Raw genomic sequence first — 14,995 nt, 5'->3', positions numbered from 1 at the left:
TAGTTCGAATCGGAATAGTACGACTCGAAATAGTAGGGGTCGGTATAGATAGCTCGGCTCGATGGCGAGACCAAACCATTGCCGCCTCATCTTGCAACAAATCACCGACAGCGGGCCATTAAAAAGCAACACACCGCGAGCCAATCTGGCCCGCGGTGTGTTGCTTGTGTAATCAAAAAACAGGCGTGACTAGTTGAGCATGGCGACCGGCTTGCGCTGGCGCAGCATGATCAGGCGGGAAAGCAGCGGGAAGTAGGATTCCAGCTTGCGCAGCAACACCCGGCTGCAGGCAGGCTCGGCCAGCTCCGACTCATCCAGCACGATGCCGTTTGAGACAAAATAGAAACGGGGATCCCGCACATCCGGCCCGCAGACCGTCAACTCCTTGTCCCCCTTGCGGATCAGCAGCGGCAAGACCGGCAAGCCGATCGTCTCGTCCTCTGCGCGGGCAAATCCGGCATCCTGCCAGGGGGCATCCCCGTCGATCAGCAAGATCGCCGCCTCCGTCTTGGCCGGTTGCCACTGGGCAAGGGGGGTCACGGCGATGTGGGCAAAGTGATCACCATACTCCGGTGATGACCGCAAAATGGCCAACAGACCTTCACTGGTCGCTGACACGTTCTGACTCACTAATGACAAATTCATGGCTCATATCCCTATGCTCATGACAGCCGGTATCAGGCTGCTGGGATAAGACTAGCGCAGATCTGGTCTATATTGGAGCCGTCAAATCTGGCAGTGCTAATCAATTGGTCGTAGGGGGATAACAGTTGCCATCGCACAAAATACTGGTATCATACCGCGTCCTTTTATCCCCCGTTCTTTAACATCCAGTGGTGAACCTATGCATCCGATGCTGAATATCGCCGTGCGCGCTGCGCGCAACGCCGGTCAAGTTGTAGTAAAAGCCTTCTCCCAGCCCGAGAACATTGAGGCTATCCAAAAAGGCAGCAATGACTTCGTGACCAACGTTGACCGTGAAGCCGAAGCGGCCATCATTCACACCATCAAAAAATCTTACCCGGAGCACAGCATTGTTGCTGAAGAGTCTGGTGAGATTGCCGGTACCAATCCGGACTACCAATGGATCATTGACCCACTGGATGGCACAACCAACCTTGTCAAAGGCATTCCGCACTTTGCCGTTTCCGTCGCGCTGCGCGTGAAAGGCAAAACCGAACAAGCCGTTGTTTATGATCCCATCCGTGACGAACTGTTCACTGCTACCCGTGGTAACGGCGCCCAGCTGAACGGCTACCGCATCCGTGTCGGCAAAGCCAAAGAGCTGGCTGGCACCGTGCTGGCAACCGGTTTCCCCTATAAGCAAAAGCATCACATCGAGCCGTACCTGAAGATGTTCCAAAGCATGTTCATCGAATGTGCCGACATCCGTCGCTCCGGTTCTGCCGCGCTGGATCTGGCCTATGTGGCTGCCGGTCGCGTCGATGGTTTCTGGGAAATCGGCCTGAAGCCGTGGGACACCGCTGCCGGTGAACTGCTGGCCAAAGAAGCTGGCGCCATCGTCACCGACTTCGTCGGTGGTCACAACTACGAAAACTCCGGCAACATCGTGGTTGCCAACCCGCGCGTCCTGAAAGAGATGCTCGGCAAGATCCGTGAAGAGCTGCCGGAATCCCTGGCCAAATAAGCCAGCTCCCCAGCATTCACCAACATAAAAAAACCGGCGCAAGCCGGTTTTTTTGTCTCTGACATCCGACCTTCAGGTGCCGACATCAACCTTCTGTTTAAAAGTATGGCGATACATCCCCATTTGCCACTCAACACCCACTTCAAGCATTTCCGCCCCCCCTCTCACCGCCAGCCTTTGGCTGCTGATTAAGCTACCCATATTGCCTGGATAAATGTCTCCCTCGCTTTTCCGATAGCGGCAATCGTCTTGCAGACATGGACAAGGGGCTGCCGAGTCGATGTAATGCCACCATCCACTTTGCACATCCGAGGTCATGTCATGGACCATCTCTCTGCCCTCCCCCCGTTATCCTGGTCACAGCAACTGCGCAGCCAGATGCAAAGCCGCCCGCTCACTGCTCGCGGCCTCTTTATCGCGCTGGTCGCGGTGTTGCTCCTGTTGCTACAGAGCCTGATCATGTTGGCGACCGGCGACGTAACCAGCGGGGTGCGCTACGGCCTGATCGGGGGAGCAGCCGGTTTTGCCGCCACCGCCATTGGCGCCCTGCCCGCCCTGTTCCTGCGGGCTGTGCCGCAAAAGGTTGAGGACACCATGTTGGGCTTTGCCGCTGGCATGATGCTGGCCGCCAGTGCCTTCTCCCTGCTGCTGCCGGGGCTGGAAGCCGCCGAGGGGATCACCGGCAACGGCTTTAATGCCGCCGCCGTGGTGGTTGTCGGCATGACCCTCGGGGTGCTGTTGATGCTGGGGCTGGATCAGTTCACCCCGCACGAGCATGACAAAACCGGCCCCTGCGGTCCCGGCCACGAGCAGTGCTCCCGGGTCTGGCTGTTCGTCTTTGCCATCGCCCTGCACAACCTGCCGGAGGGGATGGCCATCGGGGTGAGCTTCTCCCAGGGGGATATGTCGGTGGGGCTGCCGCTTACCACCGCCATCGCATTGCAGGATATTCCAGAAGGACTGGCAGTGGCGCTGGCCATGTGCGCCGCCGGTTTTCGCCCCTCTGTCGCCGTGCTGGTAGCCATCGCCAGCGGCCTGCTGGAACCGTTAGGCGCCCTGCTCGGGGTGGGGCTCTCCAGCGGTCTTGCCATCGCCTACCCGATAGGGCTAGGACTCGCCGCCGGTGCCATGTTGTTCGTGGTCTCCCACGAGGTGATCCCCGAGACCCACCGCAACGGTCATCAGACCTATGCCACCCTCGGCCTGATGGCGGGCTTTGCCCTGATGATGACACTCGACACCGCCCTCGGCTAAACGCTCCACTCGTTTCCCTCCCACGCTAAATTAGCAACTGATGGCACGCCATATGGCGTGCCATCGTTTATCTCCCCTTTCGCTTGCGCCTCTCGGCGCCGACGCCATCTTTTGTTATGATCTACAGCAACTTAAATTCAGCCACACGGCTAGCAAGACGAGGTCAGCAATGAAAGTAGGTATTATCGGCGCCATGGAGCAAGAAGTAGCCCTGCTGCGCAGCCAGATGAGCAACCCCACCACCCTGCAACTGGGCGGCTGCGAGTTCTATCAAGGTGAGCTGGCAGGCAAAGAGGTGATCCTGACCCGCTCCGGCATAGGTAAAGTCGCCGCCAGCGTGGCCACCAGTCTGCTGCTGGAAAAATTCGCTCCCGACTGCGTCATCAATACCGGCTCTGCAGGCGGCTTTGCTCAGGATCTGCACATCGGTGACGTGGTGATCGCCAGCGAGATGCGCTTTCACGATGTGGACGTGACCGCCTTTGGTTACGAGATGGGCCAGATGGCGCAGCAGCCCGTCGCCTTCCCCTGCGACGAGAAGCTCATCGCTGTCGCCGAGGATTGCATCGCCGAGCAGGGCAAGCATCAGACCAAGGTTGGCCTTATCTGTACCGGCGATCAGTTCATGTGCAAGCCGGACGCCATCGCCAAGGCCCGCGCCGACTTCCCGCAAATGCTGGCAGTCGAGATGGAAGGTGCCGCCATCGGCCAAGTGTGCCACATGTTCAAAGTGCCCTATCTGGTGGTACGCGCCATGTCCGATATTGCTGGCAAGGAACAGGTTGAATCCTTTGATGCCTTTATCGAAGTCGCGGGTAAACACTCCGCCGAAATGATCATCAAGATGCTCGGCAAGCTGTGATCGAAACAGGCTCGCTCGAACTGATAGCTGATGCCCTCTTCTCGACGACGGCGGCCATTCTGGTGGGGGCAGCCCTGCTGGAGGCGGTGATCCCGTGGCCATCCCATCTGCGGCTCTCGGCCGTCACGCCCCTGCTGACCCGACTGGGTCACAAGGTGCACAGAGCCGATGGCACACCACGCCAGCAGCTGCAAGCGGGCATGCTGGCGATGCTGGTGGTCTGGGTTCCCTGCGCGGCCGGACTCTGGTCATTGCGCAATCTGGCCTTGAGTGAGCCGCTGTTTGACCTGTTGCTCCTGCTGCTGATGATCGAATCCCGTCCGCTGCGCGAACTCGCCCATGCCACCCGCTCGCTCGCCACGCAGGAGACCCTGCCGCTGGCCCGATTGCAGTCTGCCCCTTGGCTCAAGCGGGAGACCAGCAAACTTTCTGCCATGGGCATTACCAAAGCGATGACCGAAAGTTGCGCCCTGCGTCTGGTCGGCCAATGGGCTGGCCCGCTGCTGGGGTACGCTCTCGCCGGGGTGCAGGGAGCCCTGCTCTGGCGGCTGACCCAGCTGATGAGCCAGGGCTGGAGCATGAAGGATCCCGCCTTTGGCTATTTTGGCCGTGCCGCCAGCGCCCTCTATCAGGGACTCAATGCCCCCACTATCCTGCTGCTGGGACTGCCGCTCCTGCTGCCCCGTATCAGGCAGGCCACTCAACTGCTGCGAAGCGGTGCGCTCTGGCCCTATCCCGCTATCGGGATGCTGCTGACGCTACTTGCTGGCAAGTGCCGGATCCGCCTTGGTGGCCCCCGCTATTATCAGGGAACCTTGCAACGCTGGCCGATACTTGGCAGCGGTAATGACCCCGATGGCGAGTCACCGCGCAAGGTACTCAATATTCTGCAAGCAATGGGCTGGGGCTGGTTGATGCTGGCGCTGCTTGTCACGGTGGCAGGGTTATTTCATGGTTAGATGGCTGCGATTGCTGACCTGGCTGTCCTGCACACTGCTGGCCTGGTTGCCCGGTGCGCTGCTGGCGGCCACACCGAGCAGGGTGGTGAGCGTAGTTCCCCATCTTACCGAGCTGCTTTATGACATCGGTGCCGGTGACAAGCTGGTCGCTATCGACGATGCCTCCGATTATCCCTTCGAGGTGAAAACCAAGCCCAAGGTGGCCAATTATCGCAGCATCAATGTCGAAGCGCTGCTGGCGCAAAAGCCGGATCTCATTCTCGGCTGGCGCTCGGCCCAGTCACGAATGCTGGCCCCGCTGGAACAACTAGGGATCCCGGTTTTCTACTCTGAGCCCACCGATTTTGCCTCGCTGGCTACCGAGATGAGGGTTCTCGGCAAATTGCTGGGTGTGGAGAAGAGTGCCGACGAAGCCGCCGATCGCTATCTGGCGCACCTGTATGACCTGCAACAGCGTTATGGCCAGCCAACCGGCGTCAAGGTGTTCTACCAGCTCTGGTACCCGCCGCTCACCAGCGTCAGTGGCAATGCCTGGCCTGCTCAGGCAATCGAGCTTTGCGGCGGGATCAACATTATGGCGAATGCCAAGACCCCCTACCCTCAAGTGGACATGGAACAGGTGATCAGAGCCAACCCCACGTTAATCCTGGCAGGGAGTCAAGATCCTGACGCCCTGCGTCACTGGCAAAAGTGGCCCAATCTGGACGCTGTAGCGCATCGGCGACTCGATTTGATCAACTCGGATGAGCTGCACCGCTTCACCCCGAGAGCCCTCAATGCGGTGGAGCAGATCTGTAGATCGATCAGACCGTAACATCCTTGAATCGAGATAATATATTGTCATTACAATCTAAAGTTGGCCCCAAAGTTGCAGACGCATGAAAGGCACTATGCCCATAAGCCTCTTTTAAGATGAGAAATGATGACATTCTCATAGTAATGACCTTCACTCTCTTGCCTTGCTCTGGTGACATAAAATGAACGACAAGATACTTGCCCTTATTGGTCGTAACATTTCCTTATTTACTCGGGATGTCCAACACGTAGATACACTGCTCTGGCAAACCGTGACGAACTCCCGATTCTTGGTATTGGGCGGGGCAGGCTCTATTGGTCAGGCAGTGACCAAAGAGATCTTCAAGAGAAATCCACGCAAATTGCATGTCGTCGACATCAGCGAAAACAACATGGTCGAGCTGGTGCGCGATATCCGCAGCTCGTTCGGGTATATCGATGGTGATTTCCAGACGTTCGCCCTGGATATCGGCTCCATTGAATATGACGCCTTTATCAAAGCTGACGGCGCCTATGATTACGTGCTCAACCTTTCTGCGCTCAAACATGTACGCAGTGAGAAAGATCCTTTCACCTTGATGCGCATGATCGATGTCAACGTCTTCAACACGGACAAAACCATCCAGCACTCCATCGACATGGGAGTGAAAAAGTATTTCTGTGTTTCGACGGACAAGGCGGCCAATCCGGTCAACATGATGGGGGCGTCCAAGCGCATCATGGAGATGTTCCTGATGCGCCGCAGCGAACAGATTGCCATTTCAACCGCGCGCTTTGCCAACGTGGCCTTCTCCGATGGCTCCTTGCTGCATGGCTTCAACCTGCGTTTGCAAAAGCGTCAGCCCATCGTCGCCCCCAACGACATCAAACGCTACTTCGTGACCCCCCAGGAGTCCGGTGAGCTGTGCCTGATGTCCTGCATCTTTGGTGAGAACAGGGATATCTTCTTCCCCAAGCTCAGCGAATCCCTGCACCTGATTACCTTCGCCGAAATCGCCGTGAAGTATCTGGCGCAGCATGGTTACAAGCCGCATCTGTGCAAGGACGAGGATGAAGCCAGAGCCTTGATGGCGAGCTTGCCTGAGCAGGGGATGTGGCCCTGCCTCTTTACCGAGAGTGACACCACGGGTGAAAAAGACTTCGAAGAGTTCTTCACGGACAAGGAAGTGCTGGATATGGCCCGGTTCGAGAACCTGGGCATCATCAAGAATGAACCCTCATATCAGAATGATCAGCTCAACCATTTCGAGCAGACCATTGCAGCCATGAAAACAAAACGCGCCTGGGACAAGAAAGAGATCGTCGAGTTGTTCTTCGCCATGATCCCGGATTTTGGTCACAAAGAAACGGGCAAATATCTCGACGGCAAGATGTAAGGAATCGGTATGCATACTCAATTGATCCGTTTTATTCGTGATACCTACAAAACCGATGACTTCATCCCTCTTCACGCCCCGACCTTTGTCGGCAATGAACGTCAATATGTGCTCGATACCCTCGAAAGCACCTTCGTTTCCAGTGTCGGAGCCTATGTTGAGCAGTTCGAGCAGCAAATAGCCACCTTTACCGGTTCAGCCCGTGCCGTTGCCACCATGAATGGCACGGCGGCGCTGCATATCGCGCTCTACATGGCAGGTGTGCAGGCAGGGGATCTGGTGATCACACAGCCCCTGACCTTTGTGGCGACCTGCAATGCCTTGTATCACATGGGCGCAGAACCCGTGTTCGTCGATGTATCACGCCAGAGCCTGGGTCTGTGCCCCGTTGCCCTAGCCAACTGGTTGGAAGAGCATGCGTCTCGCACCGAGATAGGCGCGATCCACAAGGCAAGCGGACGCCGCCTCAAAGCCGTCGTGCCCATGCACACCTTGGGTCATCCGGTTGAACTCGATGAGCTTCAGGCCGTGTGCGAGGCCTGGGGCATCGCCCTGGTGGAAGATGCTGCCGAGAGCCTGGGTTCCTACTACAAAGGCAAACACACGGGGACGCTGAGTGCGTTTTCCGCCCTGAGTTTCAATGGCAACAAGATCATCACCACGGGTGGTGGTGGCATGGTGCTCTGCCAGAATGCCGAACAGGGGGCGCGCACCAAGCACATCACCACCACCGCCAAGGTACCCCATCCGTTCGAGTTCTATCATGATGAACCCGGCTTTAACTACCGGATGCCCAATCTGAATGCGGCCCTCGGATGTGCCCAGATGGAAGCCCTGCCGCAATTCCTCGCGCAAAAGCGGGCGCTTGCCATGCACTATGCCGAGTTCTTCAAGGGACAGGCATGCCAGTTTGTGACCGAGCCTTCTTATGGACGCTCCAACTACTGGCTCAATGCGATTGTCTGTGAAGATAAGACCCAGCGGGATACGTTGCTGACCGAGCTGAACAAGGCTGGTGTCATGACCCGGCCTGTATGGAAGCTGATGCATCGCCTGCCCATGTTCTCTCATGCCTTGCGTGGGGAGCTTAGCAATGCCGAATGGTTGGAAGCCCATCTGATCAACCTGCCCAGCTCGCCTGTCGAGGTCTGAACATGGCCAACACCATTGCCGTCTTTACCGGTACTCGCGCCGAATACGGGCTGCTCTATTGGTTGATGAAAGACATTGCCGCGGATCCCGACCTGGAGCTCAAGCTGATCGTCTCGGGTACGCACTTGTCCCCCGAGTTCGGCCTGACCTATCAGCAGATAGAGCAGGATGGCTTCAAGATCGATGAGCGCATCGAGATGCTGCTCTCCTCCGATACCTCTGTGGGGGTGGTCAAAAGCATGGGCGTGGCCTTGCTCGGGCTGGCAGATGCATTGGCCCGGTTGCAACCGGATGTGCTGGTGATCCTAGGGGATCGCTTTGAAGCGCTGGCTGCTGCCCAGGCGGCCATGTTGCAGCGCATACCGGTAGCACACCTCCATGGTGGCGAGATCACCGAGGGGGCTTATGACGACGCCATTCGCCATGCCATTACCAAGTTGAGCTACCTGCACTTCACGGCCGCCGAGCCCTATCGACAGCGTGTCATTCAGTTGGGGGAGGCGCCTGAGCGGGTGTTCAACGTAGGTGCCGTCGGTCTGGACCACATCATCAAGACACCGCTGCTGTCCATGGACGAGCTGCAATCCTCTCTTGGGTTTACGTTGGACTCACCGTTCTTCGTGGTGACCTATCACCCCGTGACTCTGGCCGATGAACCGGCCAGGGAGAGTTTTAGTGCCTTGCTGGCGGCGTTGGATAACTATCCCGACCATCAGGTTATCCTGACGTACCCGAATGCAGATGACGGTGGCCGAGCCATCATTCCACTGCTTGAGCAGTATGCGGCAGCCAATCCTGCACGCGTGCTGGCCATCCCGTCTTTGGGTTACAGACGTTACCTGAGCGCGGTGAAACACTGTGCCGCCGTGATCGGCAACTCGTCGAGCGGCATCATTGAAGTGCCTTCTCTGGGTGTCCCGACCATCAATATCGGCCAACGCCAACAAGGGCGCCTGGCAGCGAAGAGTGTGCTTCATTGCGACGCGAAGGCTGAGGTCATTACGCAATGCATTGCCAAGGCCTTGCAGCCTATGGGCCCGGATGCTTATGTCAATCCTTATGGTGCAGGGGACGCCAGCGGCCAAATCGTGGCACGCCTGAAGCATTTTGCCATCCCCACCATCAAACAGTTCCATGATCTCGACAGGAGTCCGTCGCCATGATCCGCATCATCGCCGAAGCCGGCGTCAACCATAATGGCGACGAAGCACTCGCCGTGGCACTGATCGATGCTGCCCACCGGGCAGGCGTCGATGTCGTCAAGTTTCAGACCTTCAAGGCGGCCAATCTGGTGACCCGCCAGGCCAAGCAGGCTGCTTATCAAACCGCCAACACCGGCAAGGAAGAGAGCCAGTTTGCCATGCTCTCCCGCCTTGAGCTTTCGTTCGATGCCCATCTTCGTCTGATCGCCCATTGCGAGTCTCTCGGTATCGCGTTTTTGTCTACCGCCTTCGATACCGAGAGCCTGGACTTTCTGGTGAACAGGTTGAAGTTGCAGACCCTCAAGATCCCGTCCGGAGATCTGACCAATGCGCCTTTCGTACTGGCCCATGCTCGCACCAGTTGCGAGTTGATCGTCTCGACCGGTATGGCCACGTTGGCAGAAGTGGAGGCGGCCCTAGGGGTGATAGCCTTCGGATTGACCGCGCCGCAGGATGCGCAGCCCGGTGAGGCCGCCTTCATGGCTGCCTATGCAAGCGAGGCCGGTCAGGCAGCTCTTGCCAACAAGGTGACCCTGTTGCATTGCACGACCGAGTACCCGGCGCCCATGGTGGATATCAACCTCAAAGCCATGGATACGTTGTCTCACGCATTCCGGTTGCCGGTCGGTTATTCGGATCACAGCCAGGGCATCACTATTCCCGTTGCAGCGGTGGCCCGAGGGGCCTGCCTTATCGAGAAGCACTTCACTCTGGATCGCAACATGGAAGGGCCTGATCACAAGGCTTCTCTAGAACCCGATGAACTGGCCGCCATGGTGCAGGGGATCCGCGATGTGGAACTGGCACTTGGGGATGGCATCAAGGGGCCACGCCCGAGCGAGATCAAGAACAAGGAGATCGCACGCAAGAGCCTGGTGGCTGCTTGCGACATTGAGGAGGGCGCCATCCTCTGTGCCAACAATCTCGCCATCAAACGCCCTGGCGATGGAATGAGTCCCTATGCCTACTGGCAGCTACTAGGGCAACCTGCAAAACATAGCTATCTGGAGGGTGAACCGATCTATGAATAAGCCACTGATTGTTCTGGGTGCTGGAGGACATGCTTCAGTGCTGGTGGATATATTGCGTAGTCAAGGGCGAATCCCAGTGGCTCTAGTCACTCCAAGCTTGGGGGCTGGACGTATCGTACTTGCTGATATTCCGTGTTGGAATGATGAAAGCAAGGTTCTGAGCTTCTCTCCGAATGAAGTTGAATTAGTCAATGGCATTGGCTCTTTACCTGGGCATGTGTTGAGAGCCGAAAAATTTTTCCATTACCAAGCATTGGGCTATCGCTTCGCCCAAGTTGTTTCGCCGCATGCCATGGTATCGAATTACGCTGAGTTAGCAGAAGGAGTTCAGGTCATGGCGGGGGCGATTATCCAAGCAGGATCCCGGATCGGCCCGAACACAATTATAAATACAGGCGCCATCGTGGATCATGATTGCCAAATTGGGGCCGATAACCATATTGCCACGGGCTCTGTCTTATCCGGAGGGGTGTTCACTGGGAGCCGCGTACATGTTGGCACGGGGGCTTCCGTCATTCAGGGAATCGATATCGGTGATGATGCCGTTGTTGGTGCGGGTGCCAATGTGACCCGTTCGTTGGGGACGGCGCAGATCGCATATGTTGCCAAAGGTATTGTTATGCCCATTAAGCAGTAGAGGAAGAGTTGAATGAGTAAGGATTGGGAAAAAGTCGTGTTGTCCACCAAGCACACTGTGCGGGATGCATTGGCAGTGATAAATGCAGCTGCATTGCGAATCTGCTTGGTCGTTGATGAAGAGCGGCATCTGCTCGGGGTTGTGACCGATGGGGATATCCGTCGTGCGATTCTGAGTAATGTGGAGTTGACCCAAAGCGTGACCGTGGTTATGAATCGCACCCCAATTACAGTGTCGGCCCATTTATCACATGTGCAACTACTAGAGACCATGCGCGCCTATAGTATCCTCTCTTTACCTATCCTTAATGAGTCCTGTCAGTTGATCGGACTTGAGACTTGGGAGCAGACAACGAAGGAGCCGAGCTATGATAATCCTGTATTGATCATGGCGGGTGGCTTTGGAACCCGATTAAAGCCTCTCACGGACGCATGTCCGAAGCCTATGCTAAAAGTAGGTGATAAACCAATTTTGGAGACGCTGCTTAATCAATTTATTAAGGCCGGATTCAAAAACATTTATATCTCTACACATTATATGCCAGAGTTAATAACCAGTTATTTTGGTGATGGCTCTGCATGGGGTGTAAATATTACGTACATACATGAAATAAAACCGTTGGGAACTGGTGGAGCATTAGGGCTATTACCTAGCAATTTACCTAGCTTGCCACTAATCATAATGAATGGTGACGTGTTGACTACTATAGATTTTAATAGTCTTCTCGATTTTCATGTGAAGAATGGCTCAGATGCTACAATGTGTGTGCGTGAGTATAGTTATCAAATTCCTTATGGTGTGGTCACTGGGGATGGAAATAATATTGTAAGCATGACTGAGAAACCAGTATATCACTTTTTTGTTAATGCTGGTATCTATGTCGTTGCGCCTCATATTGTGCAATCAGTCCCGAAAGGAGAGTGTATTGATATGCCAACTCTACTTGAGAAACATATGTATAAAAATAAAAAGATATCTATGTTTCCTCTTCATGAGTATTGGCTGGATATTGGCAGGATGGAAGATTTCAACAGGGCTCAGTCTGATATTGCGACTCTGGGATTACAGTCATAATGGAGCGTATTGCAGTCATTGGCCTAGGTAATATATCTATTCGCCATAGAAAGAATATTAAATACATCTACCCTCTAGCTTCCATCTACGCTATGTCAGCAAGTGGTCAGGTTGCCGCAGCCGAGGTCAGTGATTGCGATGTATTTGTTTCTTCGGTAGAAGAATTGATTCAGCATCGTATTGAACTAGCAATCATAGCCTCCCCTGCGACATTGCATGCGGTTCACGCAATCCCTCTGATAGAGGCCGGTATTCCAGTCTTGATTGAAAAACCTCTCGCTGCATCACTTGCAGACTGCGAGGCCATCCAGGCTGCAAGTCGTGAGCATAATACTCCTGTTGCGGTCGGATACTGTCTTCGCTATTTACCGTCAGCATTGCTCATGAAGGAACTATTGGATGAGAAAAAAGTGGGGCGTTGCTACTATGCTAATGTCGAGATTGGACAATATTTGCCCGATTGGCGCCCCAACAAAGATTACCGCCATAGTGTCTCCGCCCGTGCGGAATTGGGTGGCGGGGTGTTATTGGAGCTCAGCCATGAGCTCGATTATATCCAATGGCTGCTTGGGCCACTTCAAGTGAAATATTCAAGTCTGTTCTCCTCCGAAGAACTTGGTCTGTCGGTTGAGGACATGGCAGATATCATGCTTGATGGCACAACGGGCACCATTACTACTGTTCACCTGGATTTTCTCCAACGAAAAGCGCATCGCAAATGCCGAGTGATTGGCAGTGAAGGTACGCTGGAGTGGGACCTTATTCAAAACTCGGTCTCATTGAGCTCGGCCAACGGTATTGAGGCCATTTATTGTGAGCCTGCTTGGGATAAAAATAAAATGTATCTCGGCATGATAACCGACTTTGTCAATCTTATTCAGGGTGCAAAAAATCACAGTATCTCTATCGATGATGCCACACAAACGGTTGCGCTGATTGAACAGATCAAAGCACACTCTCATCATCGATAACATGTAACCGGATCTCGAATCAGATGAAAAATTTCGCGTTCATTTTCGCCCGAGGTGGCTCAAAAGGATTGCCAGGTAAAAACATTCGCCCATTGGCGGGCAAACCCTTGATACAGTATTCTATCGAAACAGCTATGGCATCACCTTCTATTAGTCAGGTATTTGTCTCTACGGATGACCCAGCAATTGCATATGTTGCAGTCTCATTAGGAGCAGTTGTCATTGAACGCCCTGCAGAGCTCGCGACTGATACCAGCCCGGAGTGGCTTTCTTGGCGACATGCCATTGAGTGGGTTACTGCACATTATGGGGCATTTGATGGTTTTATCAGTTTGCCAGCGACCAGCCCTCTGCGTAGTGTGTTTGATGTTGAGGCGGCTATTACCAAACGTCATGAGCAGAATGCCGATATCTGTATCTCCGTCACACCAGCCAATCGCAGCCCCTATTTCAATATGGTGAAGGAAACAGTGGATGGATTCATTGAGTTAGTAAATAAACCCTCTTGTGAAGTTGTTCGTCGTCAGGATACCCCCCAAGTATTTGATATTACTACTGTGGTATATTCGACGACTCCAGCCTTTGTGTTAGGAAATTATGGAATATTCTCGGGAAAAGTAGCCAGTATCGAAGTGCCTAAAGAACGAGCAGTAGACATTGATGATATTTATGACTTCAAACTGGCAGAGGTTATTATAGGAGAATGGAAATAATGAAAGGTTTGTTAAAAAATAAGTGTTTTTTGGTCGCAGGCGCAGGTGGTTTACTGGGTTCTCGTCTGGTGCCATCCATCCTGGACCAAGGAGCTAACGTGATCGCGGCAGATATCAATGTTGATTTAATGACTCAACGTCTTATCAATCTGGGTGTCGATACTGCAGACGAAAATTTGAGGTTGATATCGCTGGATGTAACCTGTGAGGTAAGCATCAAGGCGTTCTTTGCACAACAGGAACATATGGATGGTGCAGTCAATGCTACCTACCCGAGAAACAAAACCTATGGCTCGCATTTTTTTGATGTATCATTTGCCAGCTTTAATGAAAATATGTCTCTTCATCTTGGTAGTGCTTTTTTGTTTACCCAGCAATGCGCTTCTTATTTCAAAAAGCACGAAACAGCATTTTCATTAGTCAATATATCATCCATATATGGCATAGTTGCGCCTAAGTTTGATATTTATCAAAATACAAAAATGACAATGCCAGTGGAGTATGCTGCAATAAAATCAGCTATACAACACTTGAGTAAATATGTAGTCGCATATGTCAATGACAGTCGTTTTAGAATTAATCTGGTCAGTCCAGGGGGGTTATTTGATAATCAGTCTGATATTTTTCGTCAAGCATATAAACAACAGACTTGTGGAACGGGAATGCTTGATGTTTCAGATGTTGTAGGTAGCATCATGTTTTTGTTGTCAGACCAATCCAGATATGTGACTGGGCAGAATATTGTCGTAGATGACGGTTTCTCTTTATGAATCTACATTTACGATATGCATATGCATTTTATAAAACCCGCATCACTCTAATAAACCGCTGCGGGATTTTTAATTAAAAATTTGCCAAAAATCAAACTCGGCATTACATATGACATTCTGGTTAAATTTGTATGAAGATGGTATTCACCTGACAGTTGCCCACAGAAGGGAGTGGTCATACGGCTTCAAGCCGGATAACAAAACGGCCCCCCTACCGTATTATCTGGAGTCGCCGTATGACCACCTACGAGAAAGTCGGACATCGCAAGCGCAGCCTGCTAAATTGCTGTTCCGAATAGTAGATCACTGGAGGAAGGGAACTCAGTCCAGTTTGTGCGATCTCATTAGTCGCCAAACCAAACAAGCCACACCTAAAGGACTGAGTTGATGCCTATCCTCCCCCCTGCCACGACTACAGCGGCGCCCTGAATCGTCCCCAGTTCCCTAAATAACTGTTCCGAATAGTAGATCACTGGAGGAAGGGAACTCAGTCCAGTTTGTGCGATCTGATTAGTCGCCAAACAAAACAAGCCACACCCAAAGGACTGAGT

16 protein-coding genes are annotated in these 14,995 nt (G+C 53.6%); 14 read left to right on the top strand and 2 right to left on the bottom strand.

Features of this window, described 5'->3' with window-relative positions; all coding sequences use genetic code 11:
• Positions 1 to 189: 189 nt before the first annotated feature.
• Positions 190 to 645 (bottom strand): hypothetical protein, encoded by a 456-nt coding sequence (locus OKC40_RS17395; RefSeq protein WP_042060217.1) that lies wholly within the window; start codon positions 643 to 645, stop codon positions 190 to 192.
• Between the two features lie 199 nt (positions 646 to 844).
• Here OKC40_RS17395 and suhB point away from each other — a divergent pair, with 199 nt between their 5' ends.
• A complete protein-coding gene (gene suhB / locus OKC40_RS17390; RefSeq protein WP_042060219.1) occupies positions 845 to 1,648 on the top strand; it encodes an inositol-1-monophosphatase in 804 nt (267 codons plus the stop codon).
• Between the two features lie 72 nt (positions 1,649 to 1,720).
• On the opposite strand, the gene OKC40_RS17385 is transcribed toward suhB, so the two are convergent.
• A complete protein-coding gene (locus OKC40_RS17385) occupies positions 1,721 to 1,978 on the bottom strand; it encodes a hypothetical protein (protein ID WP_234601590.1) in 258 nt (85 codons plus the stop codon).
• On the opposite strand from OKC40_RS17385, the gene OKC40_RS17380 reads away from it, so the two are divergent.
• From OKC40_RS17380 to OKC40_RS17320, 13 genes are all read left to right on the top strand, one after another.
• Entirely contained in the window at positions 1,970 to 2,902 is a 933-nt protein-coding gene (locus tag OKC40_RS17380) for a ZIP family metal transporter (RefSeq protein WP_270796232.1), read from the top strand. The two genes, OKC40_RS17385 and OKC40_RS17380, sit on opposite strands and share 9 nt — an antisense overlap.
• Before the next feature lie 169 nt (positions 2,903 to 3,071).
• Positions 3,072 to 3,764 (top strand): 5'-methylthioadenosine/S-adenosylhomocysteine nucleosidase, encoded by a 693-nt coding sequence (gene mtnN, locus OKC40_RS17375; protein WP_234601599.1) that lies wholly within the window; start codon positions 3,072 to 3,074, stop codon positions 3,762 to 3,764.
• Positions 3,761 to 4,723 (top strand): cobalamin biosynthesis protein CobD/CbiB, encoded by a 963-nt coding sequence (locus OKC40_RS17370; RefSeq protein WP_270796230.1) that lies wholly within the window; start codon positions 3,761 to 3,763, stop codon positions 4,721 to 4,723. Before mtnN ends, OKC40_RS17370 begins: the two co-directional genes overlap by 4 nt.
• On the top strand, positions 4,716 to 5,537 hold the full coding sequence (locus OKC40_RS17365) for a cobalamin-binding protein (RefSeq protein WP_234601602.1): 822 nt from the start codon (positions 4,716 to 4,718) through the stop codon (positions 5,535 to 5,537). Before OKC40_RS17370 ends, OKC40_RS17365 begins: the two co-directional genes overlap by 8 nt.
• Before the next feature lie 253 nt (positions 5,538 to 5,790).
• Positions 5,791 to 6,894, top strand: coding sequence for a UDP-N-acetylglucosamine 4,6-dehydratase (locus OKC40_RS17360; RefSeq protein WP_232093546.1), 1,104 nt, complete (start codon positions 5,791 to 5,793; stop codon positions 6,892 to 6,894).
• A 9-nt stretch (positions 6,895 to 6,903) separates the two neighbouring features.
• Entirely contained in the window at positions 6,904 to 8,046 is a 1,143-nt protein-coding gene (locus OKC40_RS17355; protein ID WP_182937716.1) for a LegC family aminotransferase, read from the top strand.
• A gap of 2 nt (positions 8,047 to 8,048) precedes the next feature.
• Positions 8,049 to 9,209, top strand: coding sequence for a UDP-N-acetylglucosamine 2-epimerase (gene neuC / locus OKC40_RS17350; protein ID WP_182937717.1), 1,161 nt, complete (start codon positions 8,049 to 8,051; stop codon positions 9,207 to 9,209).
• Positions 9,206 to 10,279, top strand: a complete 1,074-nt coding sequence (neuB, locus tag OKC40_RS17345; RefSeq protein WP_270796228.1) for an N-acetylneuraminate synthase — start codon at positions 9,206 to 9,208, stop codon at positions 10,277 to 10,279. The genes neuC and neuB overlap by 4 nt, the downstream gene beginning before the upstream one ends.
• A complete protein-coding gene (locus OKC40_RS17340) occupies positions 10,272 to 10,916 on the top strand; it encodes an acetyltransferase (protein WP_182937719.1) in 645 nt (214 codons plus the stop codon). The genes neuB and OKC40_RS17340 overlap by 8 nt, the downstream gene beginning before the upstream one ends.
• Positions 10,917 to 10,928: 12 nt before the next feature.
• Positions 10,929 to 11,990: a nucleotidyltransferase family protein gene (locus tag OKC40_RS17335; protein ID WP_270796227.1), complete on the top strand. Its 1,062-nt coding sequence runs from the start codon at positions 10,929 to 10,931 to the stop codon at positions 11,988 to 11,990.
• Positions 11,990 to 12,961: a Gfo/Idh/MocA family protein gene (locus tag OKC40_RS17330; RefSeq protein WP_234601606.1), complete on the top strand. Its 972-nt coding sequence runs from the start codon at positions 11,990 to 11,992 to the stop codon at positions 12,959 to 12,961. The genes OKC40_RS17335 and OKC40_RS17330 overlap by 1 nt, the downstream gene beginning before the upstream one ends.
• Positions 12,962 to 12,984: 23 nt before the next feature.
• Complete coding sequence (locus tag OKC40_RS17325; RefSeq protein ID WP_234601608.1) at positions 12,985 to 13,674, top strand: acylneuraminate cytidylyltransferase family protein; 690 nt, start codon at positions 12,985 to 12,987, stop codon at positions 13,672 to 13,674.
• Positions 13,674 to 14,444: an oxidoreductase gene (locus OKC40_RS17320; protein ID WP_234601611.1), complete on the top strand. Its 771-nt coding sequence runs from the start codon at positions 13,674 to 13,676 to the stop codon at positions 14,442 to 14,444. The genes OKC40_RS17325 and OKC40_RS17320 overlap by 1 nt, the downstream gene beginning before the upstream one ends.
• Positions 14,445 to 14,995 lie beyond the last annotated feature (551 nt).

Source organism: Aeromonas sp. QDB11 (assembly GCF_027705265.1).
Taxonomy (GTDB): Bacteria; Pseudomonadota; Gammaproteobacteria; order Enterobacterales; family Aeromonadaceae; genus Aeromonas; species Aeromonas allosaccharophila.
The sequence above is the reverse complement of the archived record's forward strand: the minus strand, read 5'-3'. Positions and strand labels throughout refer to the sequence as shown.

Coding starts and splice junctions, on each gene's coding strand:
- OKC40_RS17355 (WP_182937716.1), top strand. CDS start 6,904: ATGCATACTCAATTGATCCGTTTTATTCGTGATACCTACAAAACCGAT.
- OKC40_RS17325 (WP_234601608.1), top strand. CDS start 12,985: ATGAAAAATTTCGCGTTCATTTTCGCCCGAGGTGGCTCAAAAGGATTG.
- mtnN (WP_234601599.1), top strand. CDS start 3,072: ATGAAAGTAGGTATTATCGGCGCCATGGAGCAAGAAGTAGCCCTGCTG.
- OKC40_RS17385 (WP_234601590.1), bottom strand. CDS start 1,978: ATGGTCCATGACATGACCTCGGATGTGCAAAGTGGATGGTGGCATTAC.
- OKC40_RS17335 (WP_270796227.1), top strand. CDS start 10,929: ATGAGTAAGGATTGGGAAAAAGTCGTGTTGTCCACCAAGCACACTGTG.
- OKC40_RS17380 (WP_270796232.1), top strand. CDS start 1,970: ATGGACCATCTCTCTGCCCTCCCCCCGTTATCCTGGTCACAGCAACTG.
- OKC40_RS17365 (WP_234601602.1), top strand. CDS start 4,716: ATGGTTAGATGGCTGCGATTGCTGACCTGGCTGTCCTGCACACTGCTG.
- OKC40_RS17340 (WP_182937719.1), top strand. CDS start 10,272: ATGAATAAGCCACTGATTGTTCTGGGTGCTGGAGGACATGCTTCAGTG.
- OKC40_RS17395 (WP_042060217.1), bottom strand. CDS start 645: ATGAATTTGTCATTAGTGAGTCAGAACGTGTCAGCGACCAGTGAAGGT.
- suhB (WP_042060219.1), top strand. CDS start 845: ATGCATCCGATGCTGAATATCGCCGTGCGCGCTGCGCGCAACGCCGGT.
- neuC (WP_182937717.1), top strand. CDS start 8,049: ATGGCCAACACCATTGCCGTCTTTACCGGTACTCGCGCCGAATACGGG.
- OKC40_RS17330 (WP_234601606.1), top strand. CDS start 11,990: ATGGAGCGTATTGCAGTCATTGGCCTAGGTAATATATCTATTCGCCAT.
- neuB (WP_270796228.1), top strand. CDS start 9,206: ATGATCCGCATCATCGCCGAAGCCGGCGTCAACCATAATGGCGACGAA.
- OKC40_RS17320 (WP_234601611.1), top strand. CDS start 13,674: ATGAAAGGTTTGTTAAAAAATAAGTGTTTTTTGGTCGCAGGCGCAGGT.